A 17824-nucleotide genomic window follows, 5' to 3' on the forward strand; every position below is an offset into this window, starting at 1 on the left:
TGTCGTAGTCGTACAGCTTACCGAGATCGACACCCTCTTCCCCGAGGTCGGTGGTGTAGGTGTTGAAGTTCTCGGACTTGAGCATCAGCTCGATGCTCTGCGCGACCGTAGCGTCATCTTCGACCAGCAGAACGCGCATGACACCACCTCAGTTTGAGGTGCTCATACTTCGGCAACGATACCGAACCGTTAACAAGTGCTTCGGCTGTTCAGTACGTGGTGACTAACAGGCCCGCTCAACCGTGACGCGTCAGTTTGGGGCCGATGAGGTACAGCCTGTCCTTACTTACGATGGCCTACACCCGCCATGACCCGCCACCAGAGCGCATCGACTTGTAGCCGCTCAGACCATCCTTCGGCTGCGTCGGGGCCTTCGGTGCGATGCCCGGCCGGGCGCGGTCGAGGAGCTGTCCTACAAGGGCAATGCTGTCCACGATGTCGTCGTGGACCCCTGCCGGGAAGCGCAGCAGCTCGGCCTCGAAGTCCTTCCGCCACGGCGCGTCACCTGGGATGTAGAGCCCGCGCATCGACATGCGGGCGCGGATGCTCTGGGCACGGACGGCCTTGTCACCGCGTGTCGGAAACTGGCGCCGGACGCAGTAGGCCTTCTGCTCTCGAGCGGCGGCCTCCATCATCGGCCCGAGCGCCGAACGGATCTGGCCCGTCTCCTCAGCCCACTCCAGCGGGCGCCACTTCTTCACCAGATCGCACCAAGCGCTGATCCACTCGCCGCTGTCGGCCTGCTTCCGCCACAGGTCGAGGACGTGCATGCGTCCGTCAGGGTCGAGGCCCACGACGATGTGCACGGTGTAATCGCCGCCCCCGGCCGTCACGGCGTAGTCGGAGGCGCCGTAGACGCTCAAGGTCTCGCGAGCCGGTGAGCCCTTAGACGGCTTGATCCAATCGCGTTCGAAGTAGGCGCCGGTCTCGGGCACCGGAACCTGCTGGTAGAGGCTGGCCCAGGTCCGGGTGTCCACCTCCTCCTTCCGCTGCCGTAGCTGCGCGCCGTAGCCGTAGTCTCCGTCATCCCAGAGGAATTCGCCCATCTGCCGCCCAAGCGGGTCGCCGAGCCCGGCCTGCGCCGGCAAGGACAGCACGCGGTAGGGGCGCTCGATGGCGTCGAGCTGGCGCATGATCCGGCCGGCAAGGTCGTCATCATGCCAGCGGGTGTGCATGACGACCTTCTTGGCGCCCGGCTTGAGGCGGGTGGAAAAGTCGTCGCTGTACCAATCCCAGATCCGGTCTCGCATGCGCCGGCTCTCGGCGTCCTCGCGACTGCCGAAGGGGTCATCGATGATGCCCAGATCCGCGCGGAAGCCGGCGATGCCGACGCCGACGCCGACCGCCCGGTACTCGCCGCCCGCCGTCGTCGCCCAGCGGTTCGCGGCCTGACTGTCCTCCGACAGCGTGATGTTGAGGTCCCGGGCGTGCTCCATGACGAGGTTGCGGGTCTTGCGCCCGAACCGCTCGGCGAGGTCGGATGAGTGCGAGGCCGTGAGCACGTTCCGGTCAGGGTGGCGTGCCAAGGCCCAAGCCGGGAACAGCAGGTTGACGTAGGTGCTCTTTGCGCTGCCCGGCGGCATGAAGACGAGCAGCACGTCGGGGCCGCCATCCTCCTCCAACTCCTCCAGGTGCGCGATCAGCAGCTCGTGGTGGGTGGCGGGCTGGAAGCCAGCCTTCAGCGACCATGCCACCAGCGATGTCTGAACCTCAGTGCGTTCGCGGCGGCGGGTCATCTCCTGCCGCAGAGCCATGATCCTCTGCATCGAGGCCGTTTTGTCGAAGCTCGGCGACGGTGGCGAGGAGTTCGGCGCGAAGCTCGGCATCGGACATTCCTTCGAGGCTATCGACCGTGACGTGCTGCGGGGCCTTACCCCAGCCGCGGTCCAGGATGGTGTTGATGGCCGACATGCGGGCCGTCCCGGTCTCCTCCGGGTCGCGCATGATCTCAGCGGCCGTCTCGATGGCCTCGCGCGTGTAGCCGCGGGCGAGTGCCTTCACGTCGTCGGGCAGGCGAGGGCGGCCGCCGGGGTTGCCGGACTGGCCGGGCGCGAAGGGCTTGAGGTTGGTCGGCTTGCTCATGGTCTTAGCTGAAATCTATCGGGTTCGTGAGGGTATATAGGATCCGTCTATCGTTCGCTCAGAACAACGGGTGGAACAGTGGCCTCGGATGCGTCGAGGAATGCGGCGTGAAGGCCCGCAGCTAACCCCTGCAATGCGACGGCGGCGGCCTGCTGGCGGACTGCGGCGCCATCCTCCCGAACCTCGATAGTGACAGCGGCGGTGAGCGCCATCTGGCGGGCGGTCTCGATCCCGGCCACGAAGGCGGCTTGTTCTCGCGAGGCCATCATAACCCCTCCATGGCGGCCATTTCCTCATCGGTGGCCGCGACGGCGCTACACCAAGCAAAGTGAACCGGGATCGGCATCGCGTAGGACGGGACTCGGTAGGATCCGAGCGCGTCGCGGCGGGTCTCGGTGCCGACATCCACGATCAGCCCGGCGTCGAGCAGGTTGCGCAGCGTCTTCTGTGCGCAGGCCGGCGGTTCGCCGCAACCGATGCGGTCGAGGGCGCGGCGTTCGGCCGAGGTACGGCCAGGGTGAGGCATACGGTCGGGATCAGACTTGCTAGGCATGGGCGCTCCTTTCAGGCTGCGGGCTTGTTCAAAGCGGCGTAGCTCGCCCAAACACGGCGCTTGTCGAGCGGGTCTAAATTGGTGAGAGCGGACAGGGCTTGCGGCAGTAGTTCAGTATCCTGCTCGGCGCGCAGCAGCAGATCGGCGAGGGATTGGCCGCGGGGGCCGGTCGACAGGTGAACCACGGCGCGCAGACAGCGCAGCCGCGCTTTGCGCTCGCCCGCGTCGAGGTCGCTGCGGAACGGTCCCCATGCGTCGGCAGCCGGGATCATCGGCGCCATTCCCACCAGGGTACGCCCGCAGGTTGGCCGGGCTTCTGACGGTGCGTGGAATAGCCGAACGAAACTTCCGTCGCCGTGATGGCTCGAACTGCCGCGCCTGGGAGGGCCAGAGCCCCGCAAGCGTCGACTCGCACGATGCCGGCTGTCTCATGCGCACCAAACAGCCGGCTTGCCGTCCAGCCCAGCGCCTCGGCCTGCTCGCCGAACTGGTCGAGGAACGCGACGGCGCGAGCGAGAGTGCGGGGCCACTCGTCGGACCTGTAGCCGGGGCAGGGCGCCTCCATGGGGTCAAGGCGGGCGAGACCGGCACGCCAGAGGGCGAGCCCATCGGCCGGAGGCGGCGGGGCGTTCGTCCCATCTGGAATAATGGCGGTTTCGGTTTGGGCCTGCGCTTCGGCCTCGGCGCGTGGCAGGCCGCACTCGTACTCCAGGAAGGCGGCGCGCTCCTCGAAGGTAGGCGGCTCTGGATTGCCAAAAGGGGCCGGCAGGGGATCGGCTTTTCCGGTTTCTCTCTTTTTTTCCGGATTTAATGAGAGAGACCCGGAAAGGTAACTGCCTGCCGGCATTGCCATTTCCGGGGTTTCCGGGGTTTCCGGTCTCTCCACATATGACCCACGCGCGCGCTCGCTCGCACGCATGCGCGCCTGCGCCTGGGTCTCGTTTTTTTGCTCGATTTCATCCGGGAACTCTGACGGCCCGGAAATGCCGGAAATACCGGAAATGCCATCATCTTCAATGGCTTGTTCTTCCGGTTTGGCCTTTCTGGAAACCGGAAAAACCGGAATTTCGGCTCCGCTGTGCTCGTCGCTGGCAGTCTGAAACAGAGTCGCAAGGTCGATCATGCGCGGCCTCCCGCGTAGACGCCAAACCGCAGTCCATCCTCGTCCGAGCGTCCGAACGCTTTCCGGGACAGCGCGTAGGCTTTCACGCGACCGATCTTGGGGATGTACGAGACGTACAGGCACGAGGCGTCGTGCTTCTTGGCGATGAACCCCTGCGCGGCCAGAGCCCGGCCGATCTCGATTTCTTTCAGAGCGCCACCGGCGGCCTCAACCAACCGCTGCGTCGGGATGTAGACCGCATCCTCATCGTACCAGCCAAGGGCGTCCCGCATCGAGCGGCGGCCGTCGTCATCCGGGACGGTCGGGTGAATGCTCGACCCCCAGCGCTCCGCGATCCACGCGCGGAGATTGATGGTCGCAAGCTGCTCGGGGTCGAGGGCGACCGCATCGGACGAGTCTCCGAACCGGCCCCAGGCCCAGCGCACGGCGCGCGCCACGTCCACCTCTGCCGGTAGGATCCTGAGTCGCTGCGCGAGGCGCCCGGCCGTGTCGAGGATGGCGAAGGGCATAGCCGCGCGAACGTGCTTGCCGTCGGCTTCTACGCCCGCGATGGAGCGCGCCGTCTTGTCGATCCCGCGCCGGATCTCTTGGGCCTGCCGGTGCAGCCCCGCGGCCACCAGCGCCTCAACGAAGGCCGGGCCCGCGTGCCCATAGTTGCGGTCGACGGTGGCGATGCTGTCCAACACGTCTTGAGCGACGGCCCGGTTGATGCCGGAAATGTCGATGTCAGGCACACGGACGGCCATGCCGCCGGCCCACTCGCCACCATCGCCGCGCACCTTCTCCTCTAGGGATTTCTCGGCCGAGAACACGACGAAGGTGCTCCAGGTGTAGGAAGTCCGGAGCTGCGCATCCGCGCCCATGCGGGTTTTGCCGACCCCGGAGGCCAGCGAGTAGATGATCCGGCCGAGTTCCTTGCCGTTGACGTGGCCTAGCTCGTCCATCGCCAGGACGGTCCCGTTGGAGCGGGCCGCCATCAGCTCGACGCCGTTCGCCGTCGCCCTGGCGCTCTGCAGCAGGCTCTCCCGCTGGTCGAGAGCAGCCCGAGACCATGCCGAGACCGCGAGACGCTGCGCCGTCGTCTTGCCGCCCGATGTCATGCCGGACAGGTTGATGCCGCAGGTATCGAGCCCGCACAGGGATAGGATCGGAGCGCAGAACCCGGCGATAGCGCCGATGATCCAATGCTCGCACCGGGGCGCGGAGCAGGCGGCGGCCACGGCAGCCTGCCAAGCCTGGAGCGAGCCACCGCGGGCGACGGCGGCGCTGATCCGGGCGTTCACCGACAGCTCGGGCACCTGATCGCCGCTGGCGCCGACGATCTGCCCATCTGGGCACACGAAGAATGGATCCGTGCCGGCCTCGCCCTGGTGCCAGCCCGGCCGGCGTACCACGGCGATTTCCGCGGTCGGGTCGGCCGCCTTGAGGCACTTCACTGCGACGTGCTCGCCGTCGCTCTCGGCGCGCAGGCCAGCCCCCAGCAGCATCGCCCGGGTATCAACGGCGCCTTGGCGGGCGAACCCGGCCCGGTCCACGTCGATCCCGCGGCGGCGGCCGCCCATGTCCTGCACGACGAGACGCAGACCATAGGCGTCGTCATCGTCGGCAAAGCGGAGCCGGGCCAGCACGCCGAACGGCGACGCGATCGGCACCATCTCCACGTTGTCGCCGACCTTCACCGCCTGATGCACCCACACCTTGCCGGCCTTGGTGCGCTGGTACGCCAGCGTCAGGCCCTCAAGGTGAGGCAGCGGGTATTCGCTCGCGATCCGAGACAACTCGTCTTGATCGCAGATCCGGGCGGCCTCTGTGCGCAGCTCGTCGTCCGTGGCCGTGTATGCCTCCGCGGCCAGGATCCCGGCGCGGACTGCTGCAGTGCCGTGGGTGGTGTGGATGTCGAGCCAGTCAGTCGTCGTCCCGGGCGCGCCCGCGAGGGCGTAGGCGACAGCAACGCGCTCGCGATTGCGGATCCCGAATTTACGGGCGGCTCCCTCCCCGCGGCGTGTCGGGTTCGGACGGCTGATCTTTACCGCCTCGTCCCGGTCGGCCGCGACCGTGACGCGCTTGGTCTCGGGCCATGGCTCGAACGCCTCGACGCCAACGGCATTGATGCCGGCGACCACATAGGCGGCGCCGTCCTGGATCTCCTGCTGAAAGGCGTGTGCGACGGCCGCGGCGGTCTCGATACCCTCGGCCACGATGCCCCATGGCGCGCGGCTGGCATCGCCCCAAATCACGGACCGGCCGGCGGTGCTCTCCTCGCCGACACGCTTGGCCGACTTCTTCCGGTCGCGGACGGTTCCGTTTCCCGCTTGGCCCAGATCGGCCTTCCCGGCCCCGCCGGGCGCGACGTAGATCCGGTGGGCGTGCCGGCGGCCCTGCGCGTCAGTCTGCTCGAACACGGCGCATGGGAAGTCACCGACGTGGATAGGCTTACCGGTGCCCTTGCCCTTGGGCGGGTCGAAGTAGGCCAACGCCTTGAGGCCAACGGCGCGGGTGGCCGGCATCAGCACGGCGTCCGCATCGATCCCGAGACGATGGGCGAGGTAGGCGGCCGGCAGGGTATCGTCGCGGCGTTCGGGGCGAGCCTTTAGAAGGCTATCGGCATCCGTGGCTTGAAACTGCCCCTCGCCGGATCGCTCGCGGATCAGATCCGTGCGGCCAACGATTTCGACGCACCGGATCTTGGCCTGCTCTTCGTCTAGGCCCTCGACCTTCATGGCGATGTCGAAGACGCTATCCGTCTGCCTGCCGGTACAGGTGCAGATTGCGCGGCCCTTGTTGGTGAGGCGCCAGTCGTCGGCGCCCCCGTGCCCCGGGTAGGGGCAGCGGATGTGCTCGCGCTGCCCTGCGCGCCAGGGGATCCCCAGCGCGTTCACGATCTCCACTTCGTGCCCCTCGACGGCGGGGCGCGCATCTTTCCATGAGACGTAGCGCGTGGCTTCGGCCGTCATTCTGCCGGCCCTCCTTCACGGTGCGAGGATGAGGCGCGGCGGCGGTGCTCCGCGGCGATGCGGTAGCCCTCTTCAAGGGCCACCACGTCGAGGGCGACACACAGGACGGCGTTGCTCGCGTCCTGCAGCGCCTGGGCGACGGCATAGAGGTCGTCCAGATTGGTCTCAGCGAGAGCGACCGCCCGGGGGATGCCCTCAATGGTGCCGATGATCGCGCGGGCGAGGGCCATGCCTAAGCCTCCCCGCGGTGGAGGATGACGCTGGGGGCATCCGGCAGTACCCGGAGCCCCTGCCCGGCTAGGCGGGTCACTTCCTCATAGGCTTCGGCCCACGAGTCGCAGGGGATCCGCTGCGCGAGCCTGTCGCCTCGGAAAAGCTCCGCGCACCACTGGCCGAAGTCGTGGCCGAGCCGCACCGCGTCTGGGTCCGGCCGGATGACGCCTGCGCGGCTCCGCCCGTTCGTGCTGATGGCGTTCAGCCGAGCCGAAGCGTACCGGTCGGTATCGTCCCATTCATCGGGGAAGAGCCCGCACCGTGCCATTACCGTCGTCGGCTTGGTGCCGCTGATGGGAACGATGCGGAGCTGATGCGCGCGGCCTTCGTCGTCCAGGTCCAACGGGACCACGCGATACCGGCGGCAGCCGTGATCCAAGAACCATTCGAAGTCGTCGGGGTCGAGGAGGTGGCGCGCGATCATCGGCTACCTCCGTCAACAGAACGAAGGGTCGCCACGGCCTCCTGCGCGGCGAGGAGCGCCCGTCCGGCGCACCCGAGCGCGTGAACCATGCCGGGCGTGTCGCCTGCGTCTGCAAGGTTGCTCGCCGCGATGGAGTAGGACGCGGCGAGCTTGGCGTATTCGGCGACCGCATCTTGTACGAGCGGTTCGCCGGTCCAGGCGCGGGGGAGGGTGTGGGCGACCATGCTAGCGCGCCTCCCGCATCTGCGGGCCGACACCGGCAAGATTGGCGAGCACGGCCGCGACGGGCAGGGACACGCCCCAGCGCTGGGCAAGGCGATGCTCTGCGCGAGCCTGTAGGGCGGCCGTGTCGGGGATGACCTCAGTCGGACGGATGGCGAGAGGGCGATAGGTCTTCGACTTCACGATAGGCACTCCTGTTTGAGGGTGCCGGTCCGAAAAATCTGGACGCCGTGGGTCTCGATCTCTATATCCAGCGGTGTCGAAGCGCCGTTGATAGAGATGAGCCGCCGCGTCCCAATTCCCGGGGCCGGCGGCTTTCTTATGCGGCGATGGGTTCGCTTAGTACGCCGAGCAGACGCAGCGTCTCGGCTGGCGGGATCATGGGCGTGCGCCCAACCCACACAGCTTTGATCTCCTTGCGGTGGATCGCCTTGTAGATCGCGGCCGCCGAGCGGTTGGTGACATCGGCGATGTCCTTCACCGCAACTTGGCGCCCATCGCGGGCCCGCTTCTCGACCTCTGTCTGACGAATGATGGGCGCGTGCTCGGTCACGGCCGACCTCCTATGCCCGCGCGGGTCTGCGCGTCTGTGATGACATCATGGGGCTCCGCGCGCAGATGTCAACATAGGCAATGCCAGAGACGGGGGAGGAGATTGAATGTCGGCTTAGGCGGTGCTATGCCCCAGCAACAGGAGCAACGAGAGAGACGGAGCGACCATGCCGAAGACGGGCACTCCAGCAGGCGCTGCCGAGCGGATCACCATCCAGGCCCGCACCACGGCGCGCGTTCGAGAGGGGCTAGAGGAAGCGGCGCGTGAAAGCGGCCGATCTCTGTCTCAGGAAATGGAAATGAGGCTAGAAAAGTCTCTGCTAATAGACGATGCGGCTAGAAAGACTGCCGAAAAGGCGGCCGAAATTATCTCCGAGCACGACCAAATAATCTATATGATGCTGGGCGGGGTTGAAACATTCAGCCTATTGCAGGACATAGCTTTTTTGATTGATGGCGTTGAAACGGACCAAGATAAAAGATGGTTTGAGAGCGCAGAGTTGCGAGCGCAGGTTTATAAGACGCTTGAAGCGGCCCTGCCCGAATTGATCCGGGCAAGAAGGACAGGAGGTATCCCTAGCGCATTCATGCGAGCCGTTGATTATGCAAAATATCTGCCCGAGCGTCCGAAGAAGCCTATTCCCGATATATCCAAGATCGGCAGGTTCCTGACGGATGAGGAATTGAAGCGTGAGTTCTTCTTGAACGACGACAATGCCGATGCGCCCGGCAGTCCCGAAAGGGCGAAGCGCACGCGCTCTGTTCGGATGCCTCTTGATAAAGGTTGATGCGTCCGGTTGTCGCAGGACGCGAATATTTGTTAATGAGGGAAGCGACAGCAACAGGGGACGCAGAAGCGCATAGCTGCTGTGTAACACAAACCGGCTGACCGTGCTTTACTCCACGAGTGCTTCCGCTCGGGGAGTTTTGACGTGCGCACGCCTCAAGATCGTGTTCTGAACCTCCGCGTTCCCGCCAACCTGCGGGATCAGCTCGACGCCGCCGCCCAAGGTGAGCCGCGAGGGCTATCCGAGACTGCGCGCCGCGCCTTGGCGGCCGGTCTCGCTATCATCGTCTCTGGTGGTCCTGATCGCGACCCGCCGCCTGCTGCACCTAGCGCGCGACCCTCTCTGCCGGTGGCCGCGTGATGAGCGGCGCCGACGCCCAGGAAGCCGGCGAGGATCTGACCCTTGAGGGGATCCTGCGCGAGGCGGGGCTCGACCCGGCCGAGGTCTTCCACCAGCCGCGCCCGCAGACGCTGCACGACCGGATGGTTCAGGTTCTACGGCCCCATGCTCAACCGACCGGACGCGCCGTCGTCGAGTTCGAGGACAAGCCCGAGCAGGTCGGCGCATGGGTCAACGCCCTCGTCGGGCGTCCCATCGGCTTCGAGCCAACCTGGATCCGCATTATCCGCCCAGACCTCAGCCGCGGCGCGCTGTTCATCGTGCACTCGCCGCATCCCGACAACGAGGCCGAGCTGGTCGTCATTGCCGAGAAGGGCGTCCTGACCCGGCCGCTGATCGTGGACGTGTGCCGGTGGGCCTTCTTCGGTCTCGGTCTCGGCCGTGTCGTCGTCCGGATCCCGGCTGACCGGCCCGACCTCGCCGACCTCGCCCGCCGCGCCGGCTTCCAGTTCGAGGGCATCGCCCGCCGGTTCTACCGCGGCACCCTCAACGCGCAGATCTGGGCCATGACTGGCGCCGAGTGCCGCTGGCTGGCGCCCCGCTCGTCCACCGCCCCGGTGTCCAACGCGCCCCCGCCCTCCAGCCTGAAGGTCCACTGACCATGGCGTTCCTCGACGCGCTTACAGGAAATGCGGCGACGACCGCCTTCAAGAACAATCAGCAGACCATCAACACGGGTCTGACGCAGCAGAGCACGGCTCTGGGCGACAACTACACCGCGGCCAACAACTACTTGCTCGGGCAGGGCCTCCCTGCTCTCGGGCAGGGGTTCGACACCGGCCGCACGAACCTGGGCACTGGGTTCGACATGTCACGGACCGACCTCAACCAGGGCTACAGCACCGGCCAGGGCGCGCTGACCTCGAACTACGGCAATGCGCTCGCCTCGTTGGGCCAGGGTCGCACTGACCTCAACAACAACTATGCTGCTGGCCGCGACGCGCTCAACCAGAACTACGGCCAAGCCAGAACCGACCTCGGCACGCAGTACGGCCAGACGCAGGGCTATCTGGGGCAGGCGACAGCGAACTATCAGCCGGTCATCAGCCAGACCGCCAACTCGCTCGGGCAGTACCAGAACGCCATCGGCGCCAACGGGCAGGCGGGATCGCAGGCCGCCGCCGCCGCGTTCCAAGCGGCACCCGGCTATCAGTACGCGCTGGATCAGGCACTGGGCTCCGTGCAGCGGTCAGCGGCGGCCCGTGGCGGGCTGGCTGGCGGCAACGCCACGTCGGACATCCTGAATACCGCGAACGGCTTAGCTTCGCAGGGCTACCAGCAGTACATCTCGAATTTGCAGAACAGCGTCGGGATCAACCTGCAGGGCATCCAGGGCCAGAACGCGGCGCTGACCAATCAGGGCAACGCCAGCCAGTCCTACGGCAACGCGCTGGCGAACGTCGACACCAGCCTCGGCAACGCGCTCAACGGCAACTTCATGGGCTTGGGCAACGGGCTCGCCGGCCTCGATCAGTCCGCTGCCGGGATCTACCAGAACCTCGGCAATGCGCTGAACACCAGCAATGTCGGCCTTGGCTCCGGTCTCTCATCCCTCGACACCGGGTTTGGCACGAACATGTCGAACCTCGCCACAAGCCAGGGCTCCGGGACGCTCGGCGTCTACGGTCAGGCTGGCACCAATCTGATGAACCTGGGCAACCAGGAGTCGAACGCGATCAGCAACGCGACCAAGCTCTACGTCGACAACCAGAACAATCAGGCCAAGAACCAGATGGCGGCCAGCAGCAACTTGCTCGGCACGCTTGGCGGTCTCGGTCAGAGCTTCATCGACGGCGGCGGCATCAGCGGCCTCAAGAAACTCTTCAGTGGGCTTTGACGCATGTCCGCCTCAGAATTCTACCAGATCTTCTCAGGGTTCGGTCGCGGTTTGCGCGACCAGCAGGACCGCGAGGACCAGAAGGGCGCTCTTGGCCGGCTCGGTGAGCAGGTCCAGGCTGGCGACTACTCCGGGGCGGCTGGGACGGCGTTCAACGGCCTGCGGGATCCACAGACCGCCATCGGCTTGCTGAAACTCGGCGAGGCTCAGCAGCAGCGCAAGCTCACGGCCGCGGCGGATGCAGACTTCGCTCAAGGGTTCGGAGGGTTCGGCGTCGGTGGCCCTGTCGGCGCTCCGGGCGTCCCTCTCGCCCCGGCGCCGGGCGTGCCTTCGTTCCTCGATCAGGCCGGGCCGCAGGGGGACTACCTGACCGGGTTGTTCAAGCGGGAGTCGAACAACAACACCATGGCCCAGGCGCCGACCTCCTCGGCGCGGGGTCTCGGCCAGTTCACGAAGGACACCTGGAACGGCGTCGCGCAGAAGTACCCGGATCTCAGCCTCACGCCCGTGGGCCCCGGCACGGACGGCCGCACCGATCCGGACCAGATGATCCGCGCCACCAAGGCGCTCACGAGCGAGAACGAGGGCTTCCTGAGCCGCGCGAACCTGCCGGTCACGGATGCCACCCGGTACGCCTTGCACTTCCTCGGCCCTGGTGGCGGTGTGCGCCTCGTCGGCGGCACGATGCGCAACCCCGACGTCCCGGCCGCGTCCTACGCCAGCCCGCAGGCGGTCGCAGCCAATCGCAACGTGTTCTTCAACCGCGACGGCACGGCCAAGTCGGCTGGGCAGGTCATGAACGACTTCGCCCGCAGCTTCGGCGGCGGCGGTGGTCGTGGCGGTCAGCAGGCGCCTGCCCCGCAGGTTGCGAGCGCGGATCCCAGCTTCGCGCCGCAGATGGCGACGGCGCCCGTGCAAGGCTTGAACCCCGGGCGGCCGCAGCAGGCCACCCCTGCCCAGCGTCCGGTCCAGTTCGCGGACGACGAGGCGCAGACGCAGGCGCTCGAACAGCAGATGGGGATGGTCCCGCGTCAGGCTGCGACGGACCCGCAGGCCGACATGCCGGCGCCGAACGCGCAGCCTGCGCAGTTCCGGATCCCGCCCGGCCCGCAGCAGGCCATGCCGGGATCGATCGCGGCTCTTCCCGCCGGTCTCAGCAGCCCGCAGCCCCGTGATCCGATCCAACCCCCTGCGTTGCCACAGCAGCCCGTGCCGGCCCTGCCCGTCTCGGGTGGCGCACCCGGCCGCGTCATGGCGATGCCGGGGGATGGCCCGGTGCCTGTCGCGCAGCCTGTCGTCGCCTCGCCGGTCGACCGGGCGTTCTCGGCGCAGGCTAACTCCATGGCGCAGTCGCCGCTCGGGCAGCGCATCCCCATGCTGATGCGGGCGGTTGCCAACCCGAACCTGTCGGACGGGCCGCGCCAGATCGCGCAAACCATGCTCAAACAGGCGCTGGAGGAGACTGCCGCGCCGCCGGCCGTGCGTGAATTCCTGTTCGCTCGCGCCAACGGCATGACGCAGGCAAACAACCCGGGCGAGTATGCCCGCGAGAAGCTCCGGGATCCCGGCGCCGACCTCCAGGCCCAGATCCGCGCTCGTGAGGCCGAAGGTCTTCGTCTCGGCATGCAGCCGGGATCGCCCGAGCTGCAGAACTACGCGCTCGGCTACAAGCCCGAGAAGGACAAGGGCGCCGACCTCACGGCCGAGACGAACGCGCGGCAGGCCGCCGCCGTCCGGTTCGGGCTGCAGCCCGGCACGCCGGAGTTCCGATCCTACGTGCTCACAGGCAAGGAGCCGACCGAGCGGGACGAGGGCGCCAAGATCACGTCTCAGATCGCCGCGCGCCGTGAGGCGGCAGCCGGTCTTGGCCTTGTCGAGGGCACGCCGGCCTATCGCTCGTTTGTAGGTGGCGGGAAGATCGGCGCGGACCGGGACATGTCCGCTGGCGACAAGAAGGCTATCGACACGGCCGACAACGCGGTGCTTTCGGCGCAGGCATCCATTGGCATGCTGGAACAGGCCAAGGATCTGTCGGCCAAAGCCTACGCCGGACCGCTGGCGAGCGAGCGCGGCAAGGTCATGAGCCTGCTCCCTGGCAACGAGGCTGGGCAGGCAACGCTTGAACTCGACAACCTCGTAACGACGAACGCGCTCACCAACCTGAAGAGCATCTTCGGCGGCAATCCGACCGAAGGGGAGCGCAAGATCCTCCTCGACGTGGCGGGCTCCTCCAGCCTGCCGCACGCTCTGCGGGTGAAGGTCTACCAACGAGCGATCGACGCCGCGAACCTGCGGATGCAGCAGAACGAGACCCGGGCGGCTCAGATCCGGGAGGGCACCTATTACCGCCCTGGCTCGGGTCCCGCCGCCGCGCAGGGTGCGGTCGCTAGCGGTCAGAGCGGCGCCCCCGCGCTGCCGTCACCGTCACCCTCGAACCGCCCCGGTGCGGTCGCCCCGGCGGCCCGGTTTCAGCAGCTCATGGGCTCTGGGATGACCAAGGATCAGGCTTACCAGCAGCTCCACTCGGAAGGTTACTGACATGGCGGCAGGCGTCGCATTCGATCCCGCCGAGTTCGCCGCGTTCAAGTCGGGGCTGGCTGCGCCCGCGCAGGACGCCGCCCTTGTTGCGGACGCCTTCGACCCGGCCGAGTTTGCGTCGTTCAAGGCGTCGCGGCAGAAGCCGGCCACCTTCGCGGATCGGTTCGGCAGCGGCCCGATGGCGTCCACCCTGGACACCTCGACGCCGGAGGGGTCGGCGCTGCGCCGGACGGCAGACGAGCGGCTGATTGGGAAGCCGTCTCTGGAAAACCAGATCGACGCTGGCCTCTTCCGTGGTGCGAACGCCATCGGCCTGAACCTGCCGCGGAATGCCATGGCGGGCATCGAGGCGCTGCGCTCAGGCAAGTCGTTCGGGGACAGCTACCGCGAGGTCTCGGACATCGAGGACGCGCTGGCGCGGCAGTATCCCAAGACGGCGGTGGCCGGGACCGTGGGCGGTATCGTCGGTGGTGCGTATGGGCTGCCTGCCTTCAAGGCTGCGGAGGGTGCGAACCTCGGCATGCGAGCCCTGGCGAATTTTGGGACCGGGCTCGGGTATGGCGCGGCCTCAGAGTTCGCGGACAGTAAGGATTTCACGCGCACTGTGACGGCCGGCTTGATCGGTGGCGGACTTGGTGCTGCCGGCGGCGCGATCATCGAAAAGGCCACTCCCGTCGTCTCGCGCCTGTTCGCCCGAAACGCACCGTTCCGCGGGAGCGATGGCGCTCTGACAGATCAGGCGACGGCGGCCCTGCGCGAAGCCGGGATCGACCCAGCCGCCATCACGCCCGAGCTGGCGCAGCACATTGAGACGACGTTCGCGGCCAAGGGGCCGTCGGCAGCCGCGGCGCGCGAGGCGCAGGCGGCTGAGTTTGGCCTGCCGTTGTCCCGAGGGCAGGCGACGGCCGATCCGCAGGCGCTGGCGCAGGAAGGTCGAGCCCTCGCGGGTCAGTCCGGCCCGCGGGCGCAGCAAATCGGCGAGGAGTTCGGGGCGCGGCAGGCCGATGCCTTGGCGGCGAACCGTGACCGTTTCCTCGGCATGGCGGCCGGGACGTTCGACCGGCTGGAAAACCCGCAGCAGGCCTACGAAGCCGTGGCGGATCGAGCCCGGCAGGCTGTCCAGGCCGAAGCCGAGCGAGCCAGCGTGGCGCAGCGCGGGCTTGATGACGCCCTGCGGGGCGTGCGCGGCCGAGGCGATGCCGATGCTCTCGACGGGGCCACGGTGGCGGCGCAGGGTGTGCGAGACGCCGCCGCGCAGGGCAAGGCCGGATACCGGGCCGCCTATGACGACGTGGCAGCCTACCCCCACCAGTTCGACCCGGGCGCCCTCGACAAGCTGGGCGGGCGTGTCCGCAGCCGTCTCGGCGCCGACGTGCCGCTCGACGATAGGCTGACCCCAGCCGCCACCCGGGCCATCGCCGACCTCGACGCCGTGCCACAGATCTTCGGTCTTCAGCCGGGCGAGGGGCCGAACCTCCAGCAGGTCGACCAGCTTCGGAAGCGTCTCGGTGCCCTGTACGGATCAACGGCGCAGAACCCGACGGATCGGCGGGCCCTCGGCCGGATCATGGAGGAGTTCGACAACCACCTGTCCGACGCCGCAGGGGCAGGTCTCCTCAACCGACCGTCCGCTAGGGCCCCAGATCTGGCTCAGGACGGCTTTCCAGGCTTTGCGGCTACGCCTGCTCCGGCCACGCTTTCGGCCGCTGGTGGGGCCTCTGCGGGCAAATCTGAGCCCTTGACCCACTACCTCGCTCGGAACGGCGGGATCAGGCTCGACGACGACGCCCGTGCTGCCGATCTCGGTCGGGTGATGACCCCGTTCGGGCCGCTCGGGCGGAAGGCTGGGCGCCCCATCGAGGATTTCCGCGATCAGCTCGCGTCCGAGGGCTTCCTGCGGCCGGACAGCGCCGACGGCATGATCTCCCGCCGGATCGGAGACGAGGTTCACGACCTGATCGGGTTGGAGCGTTCGGGGCAGCCGGTCTACCGCCTCTCCGATCTGTCCCGTGGCGGTGCTCCTACCGATGCCGGCAGCCGTGTCGCGGATCAGAGCGCGGCCTACGCCGAGCGGCTGGCCCCCTTCCGGCAGCAGGTTGTCGACGATCTTGCCTCCGTCGGCGTCCGGCCTCGCGACATGGATCCGGGGCACCTAGACGACGCGGCGCAGCGGCTGTTCCGCGGGGAGCATGACACCGGGGCCGATGCCTACGAAGCGGCCGTGCTCGGCCGTGAAGCTGCTGGCAGCCGTGGTCCCGCTCAAGCCCCTGACGCGGTCCCTTTCGACGGCCCCACAGCCGCCCCGACGTCCGACTCTCTGCCGATCGGCGACACCGCCCCCCTGGAGGCGATGCAGCGGGCCCGCGGCCTGTTCCGCGAGTACCAGCAAACCTTCAAGCCTCGCGCTCCCGGCGACACGGCTGGCGCGAACCTCCGGCGCATCGTGGAGCGCGACGCCTCGCCCAACGAGGTCGCCGCGATGCTGTTCGGCTCACCTGGATCCGGCAGGGTCACGGGCGGCCAGATGCAGACGCTTGCTCGGCTGCGCGAGGCGGTCGGCGCCGACAGCGAGCCGTGGCAGGCGGTGCAGCGCGGCCTCATCGCCCGGCACCTTGGGGGCGAGGGGCGCGACCTGTCTGACCGACTGCGATACCTGACGCAGGGCGAGGGGCGGGGGTTGATGTCCTTCCTGTCACCGGAGCAGCGCAGCGGGCTCGGGCAGCTCGTCGTCGCGGCACGACAGGCTGAGAACGCCCGGACACCTGTCCCGTCATGGGCGGCCGACCTGGAGCGCAGCGGGTTCGACCCCAATGCCATCTCCCGCAGCCTGTTCGGTTCCTCCGGAACCCTCGGCGCCAAGCCCGGCGCCGTCGCTGAGGTGCGGGCGGCCAAGGCGTTCCTCGGCGCGGACGGCCAAGAGTGGGCGGGGCTTCGGGAGGCAGCCGTACAGCGCCTCATGGATCCGGCGATGCCCGCCACGAAGATGATCATGGGCCTGCGCGACTTCACCGATGGCGCCGGCAAGGGCGTGGCCTCGACGTTGTTCTCGCCGGAGGAGTTGGGGCACCTGCGCCGGTTCGCGGGCGCACTGCAGGCCACGGTACGGCCGGACGGGACGATCAAGCCCGGCGCGGCCGGCGAGGCGGGCCGCAAGGCCGTGGCCAAGGCCATGGACCTGATCGCGGGCGCCATCGCCTTCAAGGTCGGCGGCATTGGCGCCGCGGCCGGGGCCTACGGTGCCAAGGTCGGCACGCGGGCAGTTATGGGCGGGATCGGCGCCGCCACGGCCCGGCGGTCGTTTGAGAGCGGAGCGCCGCGGTTGCTGGCGCCGCCTCCGATGTTGCCGCTCGGGCAGCTCGCGGCTGGTGAGGGGCTGGCGCTCGGACAGCAGTAGCGGCGTCAGGTCGTGAGAACGGTGGCGAACACAACGCCGACTAGGAAGAGGGAAGCGACGACAGGGAAGGCTCGCTCGGACCAAGGGCGCCCCCGAGACTGAACGAAGGCATGGAGCAGAGTGTACGCGACGCCGATGCCTAGTCCCTCGGCGGCGAGGGCTGTGCCAAACAGATCAAGGCCGCTCGTGCTGGCGCTGCCCAAGCGGAGGTAGGCAAAAAGGGTGACGGCGGCGATATAGCCAAAAAGGCCAACTTCGTACTGCCACGTCGGCTTGCCGCGAGCCTTCTCGGTCCTGTGCCCTCGCCACATTAGCGCGAACCAGAACACCGTCACGATGGTGGCGGCGGCGATTGGCCCGATGAGCTTCGCGAGGGTCAGGCCGGCGTCCATACGCTCAAGATGGCGAGCGGCAGGGCGACTGTCGAGGTAGCCGGTCCGCACCCTTGGGTGCACAGGTGTGCACAGAACATCTTCGAGCGTTTCCGAGCAGAAGCGAACCTCCGAGAGCGTCGGCGCTGCTCCGGCCTGCTGCGTGTTGTCTTGATCGGCTTCGGCTTGGCGATGACGTGGAGGCGGCAGAAAGACGGCTGCGTCTAACCGAGGGACAGCAGGACACAGCAAGACCCAGCAAAAAACGGCACCGCTGCGGTAAGAAGAACGGTAGCGGGAGGAATATCACACCT

The 17824-nt window shown here is 67.7% G+C and carries 18 protein-coding genes and 1 pseudogene; 5 read left to right on the forward strand and 14 right to left on the reverse strand.

The window, feature by feature from the left end; translation table 11 throughout:
• The 13 genes and pseudogenes from MKK82_RS24455 to MKK82_RS24515 all read right to left on the reverse strand — a co-directional run.
• A pseudogene (locus MKK82_RS24455) lies at nt 1-139 on the reverse strand (DNA-binding response regulator); the annotation flags it as partial.
• A 157-nt stretch (nt 140-296) separates the two neighbouring features.
• The gene (gene terL / locus MKK82_RS24460) at nt 297-1754 is read right to left on the reverse strand and encodes a phage terminase large subunit (RefSeq protein ID WP_243987154.1); all 1458 of its coding nucleotides are present in this window, start codon (nt 1752-1754) and stop codon (nt 297-299) included.
• On the reverse strand, nt 1711-2082 hold the full coding sequence (locus MKK82_RS24465; protein ID WP_243987155.1) for a DUF5681 domain-containing protein: 372 nt from the start codon (nt 2080-2082) through the stop codon (nt 1711-1713). Before MKK82_RS24465 ends, terL begins: the two co-directional genes overlap by 44 nt.
• A gap of 47 nt (nt 2083-2129) precedes the next feature.
• Entirely contained in the window at nt 2130-2351 is a 222-nt protein-coding gene (locus tag MKK82_RS24470; RefSeq protein WP_243987156.1) for a hypothetical protein, read from the reverse strand.
• Nucleotides 2348-2635: a hypothetical protein gene (locus tag MKK82_RS24475; RefSeq protein WP_243987157.1), complete on the reverse strand. Its 288-nt coding sequence runs from the start codon at nt 2633-2635 to the stop codon at nt 2348-2350. The genes MKK82_RS24470 and MKK82_RS24475 overlap by 4 nt, the downstream gene beginning before the upstream one ends.
• Before the next feature lie 11 nt (nt 2636-2646).
• A complete protein-coding gene (locus MKK82_RS24480; protein ID WP_243987158.1) occupies nt 2647-2907 on the reverse strand; it encodes a hypothetical protein in 261 nt (86 codons plus the stop codon).
• A complete protein-coding gene (locus tag MKK82_RS24485; protein WP_243987159.1) occupies nt 2904-3758 on the reverse strand; it encodes a hypothetical protein in 855 nt (284 codons plus the stop codon). The genes MKK82_RS24480 and MKK82_RS24485 overlap by 4 nt, the downstream gene beginning before the upstream one ends.
• On the reverse strand, nt 3755-6712 hold the full coding sequence (locus tag MKK82_RS24490; protein WP_243987161.1) for a DUF927 domain-containing protein: 2958 nt from the start codon (nt 6710-6712) through the stop codon (nt 3755-3757). The genes MKK82_RS24485 and MKK82_RS24490 overlap by 4 nt, the downstream gene beginning before the upstream one ends.
• Complete coding sequence (locus tag MKK82_RS24495) at nt 6709-6942, reverse strand: hypothetical protein (protein WP_243987162.1); 234 nt, start codon at nt 6940-6942, stop codon at nt 6709-6711. Before MKK82_RS24495 ends, MKK82_RS24490 begins: the two co-directional genes overlap by 4 nt.
• 2 nt (nt 6943-6944) lie before the next feature.
• Nucleotides 6945-7409 (reverse strand): hypothetical protein, encoded by a 465-nt coding sequence (locus tag MKK82_RS24500; protein WP_243987163.1) that lies wholly within the window; start codon nt 7407-7409, stop codon nt 6945-6947.
• Nucleotides 7406-7633 carry a hypothetical protein gene (locus MKK82_RS24505; protein ID WP_243987164.1) on the reverse strand — a complete coding sequence of 76 codons (228 nt, stop codon included), beginning with the start codon at nt 7631-7633 and terminating at the stop codon, nt 7406-7408. The genes MKK82_RS24500 and MKK82_RS24505 overlap by 4 nt, the downstream gene beginning before the upstream one ends.
• Before the next feature lies 1 nt (nt 7634).
• Complete coding sequence (locus MKK82_RS24510) at nt 7635-7814, reverse strand: hypothetical protein (RefSeq protein ID WP_243987165.1); 180 nt, start codon at nt 7812-7814, stop codon at nt 7635-7637.
• A 136-nt stretch (nt 7815-7950) separates the two neighbouring features.
• Nucleotides 7951-8184, reverse strand: coding sequence for a helix-turn-helix domain-containing protein (locus tag MKK82_RS24515; RefSeq protein ID WP_243987166.1), 234 nt, complete (start codon nt 8182-8184; stop codon nt 7951-7953).
• 166 nt (nt 8185-8350) lie between these two features.
• On the opposite strand from MKK82_RS24515, the gene MKK82_RS24520 reads away from it, so the two are divergent.
• From MKK82_RS24520 to MKK82_RS24540, 5 genes are all read left to right on the forward strand, one after another.
• Nucleotides 8351-8971, forward strand: a complete 621-nt coding sequence (locus MKK82_RS24520) for a TraY domain-containing protein (protein WP_243987168.1) — start codon at nt 8351-8353, stop codon at nt 8969-8971.
• Nucleotides 8972-9330: 359 nt separating this feature from the next.
• A complete protein-coding gene (locus tag MKK82_RS24525; protein ID WP_243987170.1) occupies nt 9331-9969 on the forward strand; it encodes a hypothetical protein in 639 nt (212 codons plus the stop codon).
• A gap of 2 nt (nt 9970-9971) precedes the next feature.
• Nucleotides 9972-11207, forward strand: coding sequence for a hypothetical protein (locus tag MKK82_RS24530; protein WP_243987171.1), 1236 nt, complete (start codon nt 9972-9974; stop codon nt 11205-11207).
• Between the two features lie 3 nt (nt 11208-11210).
• Complete coding sequence (locus MKK82_RS24535) at nt 11211-13745, forward strand: hypothetical protein (protein WP_243987172.1); 2535 nt, start codon at nt 11211-11213, stop codon at nt 13743-13745.
• 1 nt (nt 13746) lies between these two features.
• The gene (locus MKK82_RS24540; protein ID WP_243987173.1) at nt 13747-17139 is read left to right on the forward strand and encodes a hypothetical protein; all 3393 of its coding nucleotides are present in this window, start codon (nt 13747-13749) and stop codon (nt 17137-17139) included.
• 5 nt (nt 17140-17144) lie between these two features.
• On the opposite strand, the gene MKK82_RS24545 is transcribed toward MKK82_RS24540, so the two are convergent.
• Entirely contained in the window at nt 17145-17531 is a 387-nt protein-coding gene (locus MKK82_RS24545) for a hypothetical protein (RefSeq protein WP_243987174.1), read from the reverse strand.
• Nucleotides 17532-17824 lie beyond the last annotated feature (293 nt).

The organism is Methylobacterium sp. E-046, from assembly GCF_022829625.1.
Taxonomy (GTDB): Bacteria; Pseudomonadota; Alphaproteobacteria; order Rhizobiales; family Beijerinckiaceae; genus Methylobacterium; species Methylobacterium longum.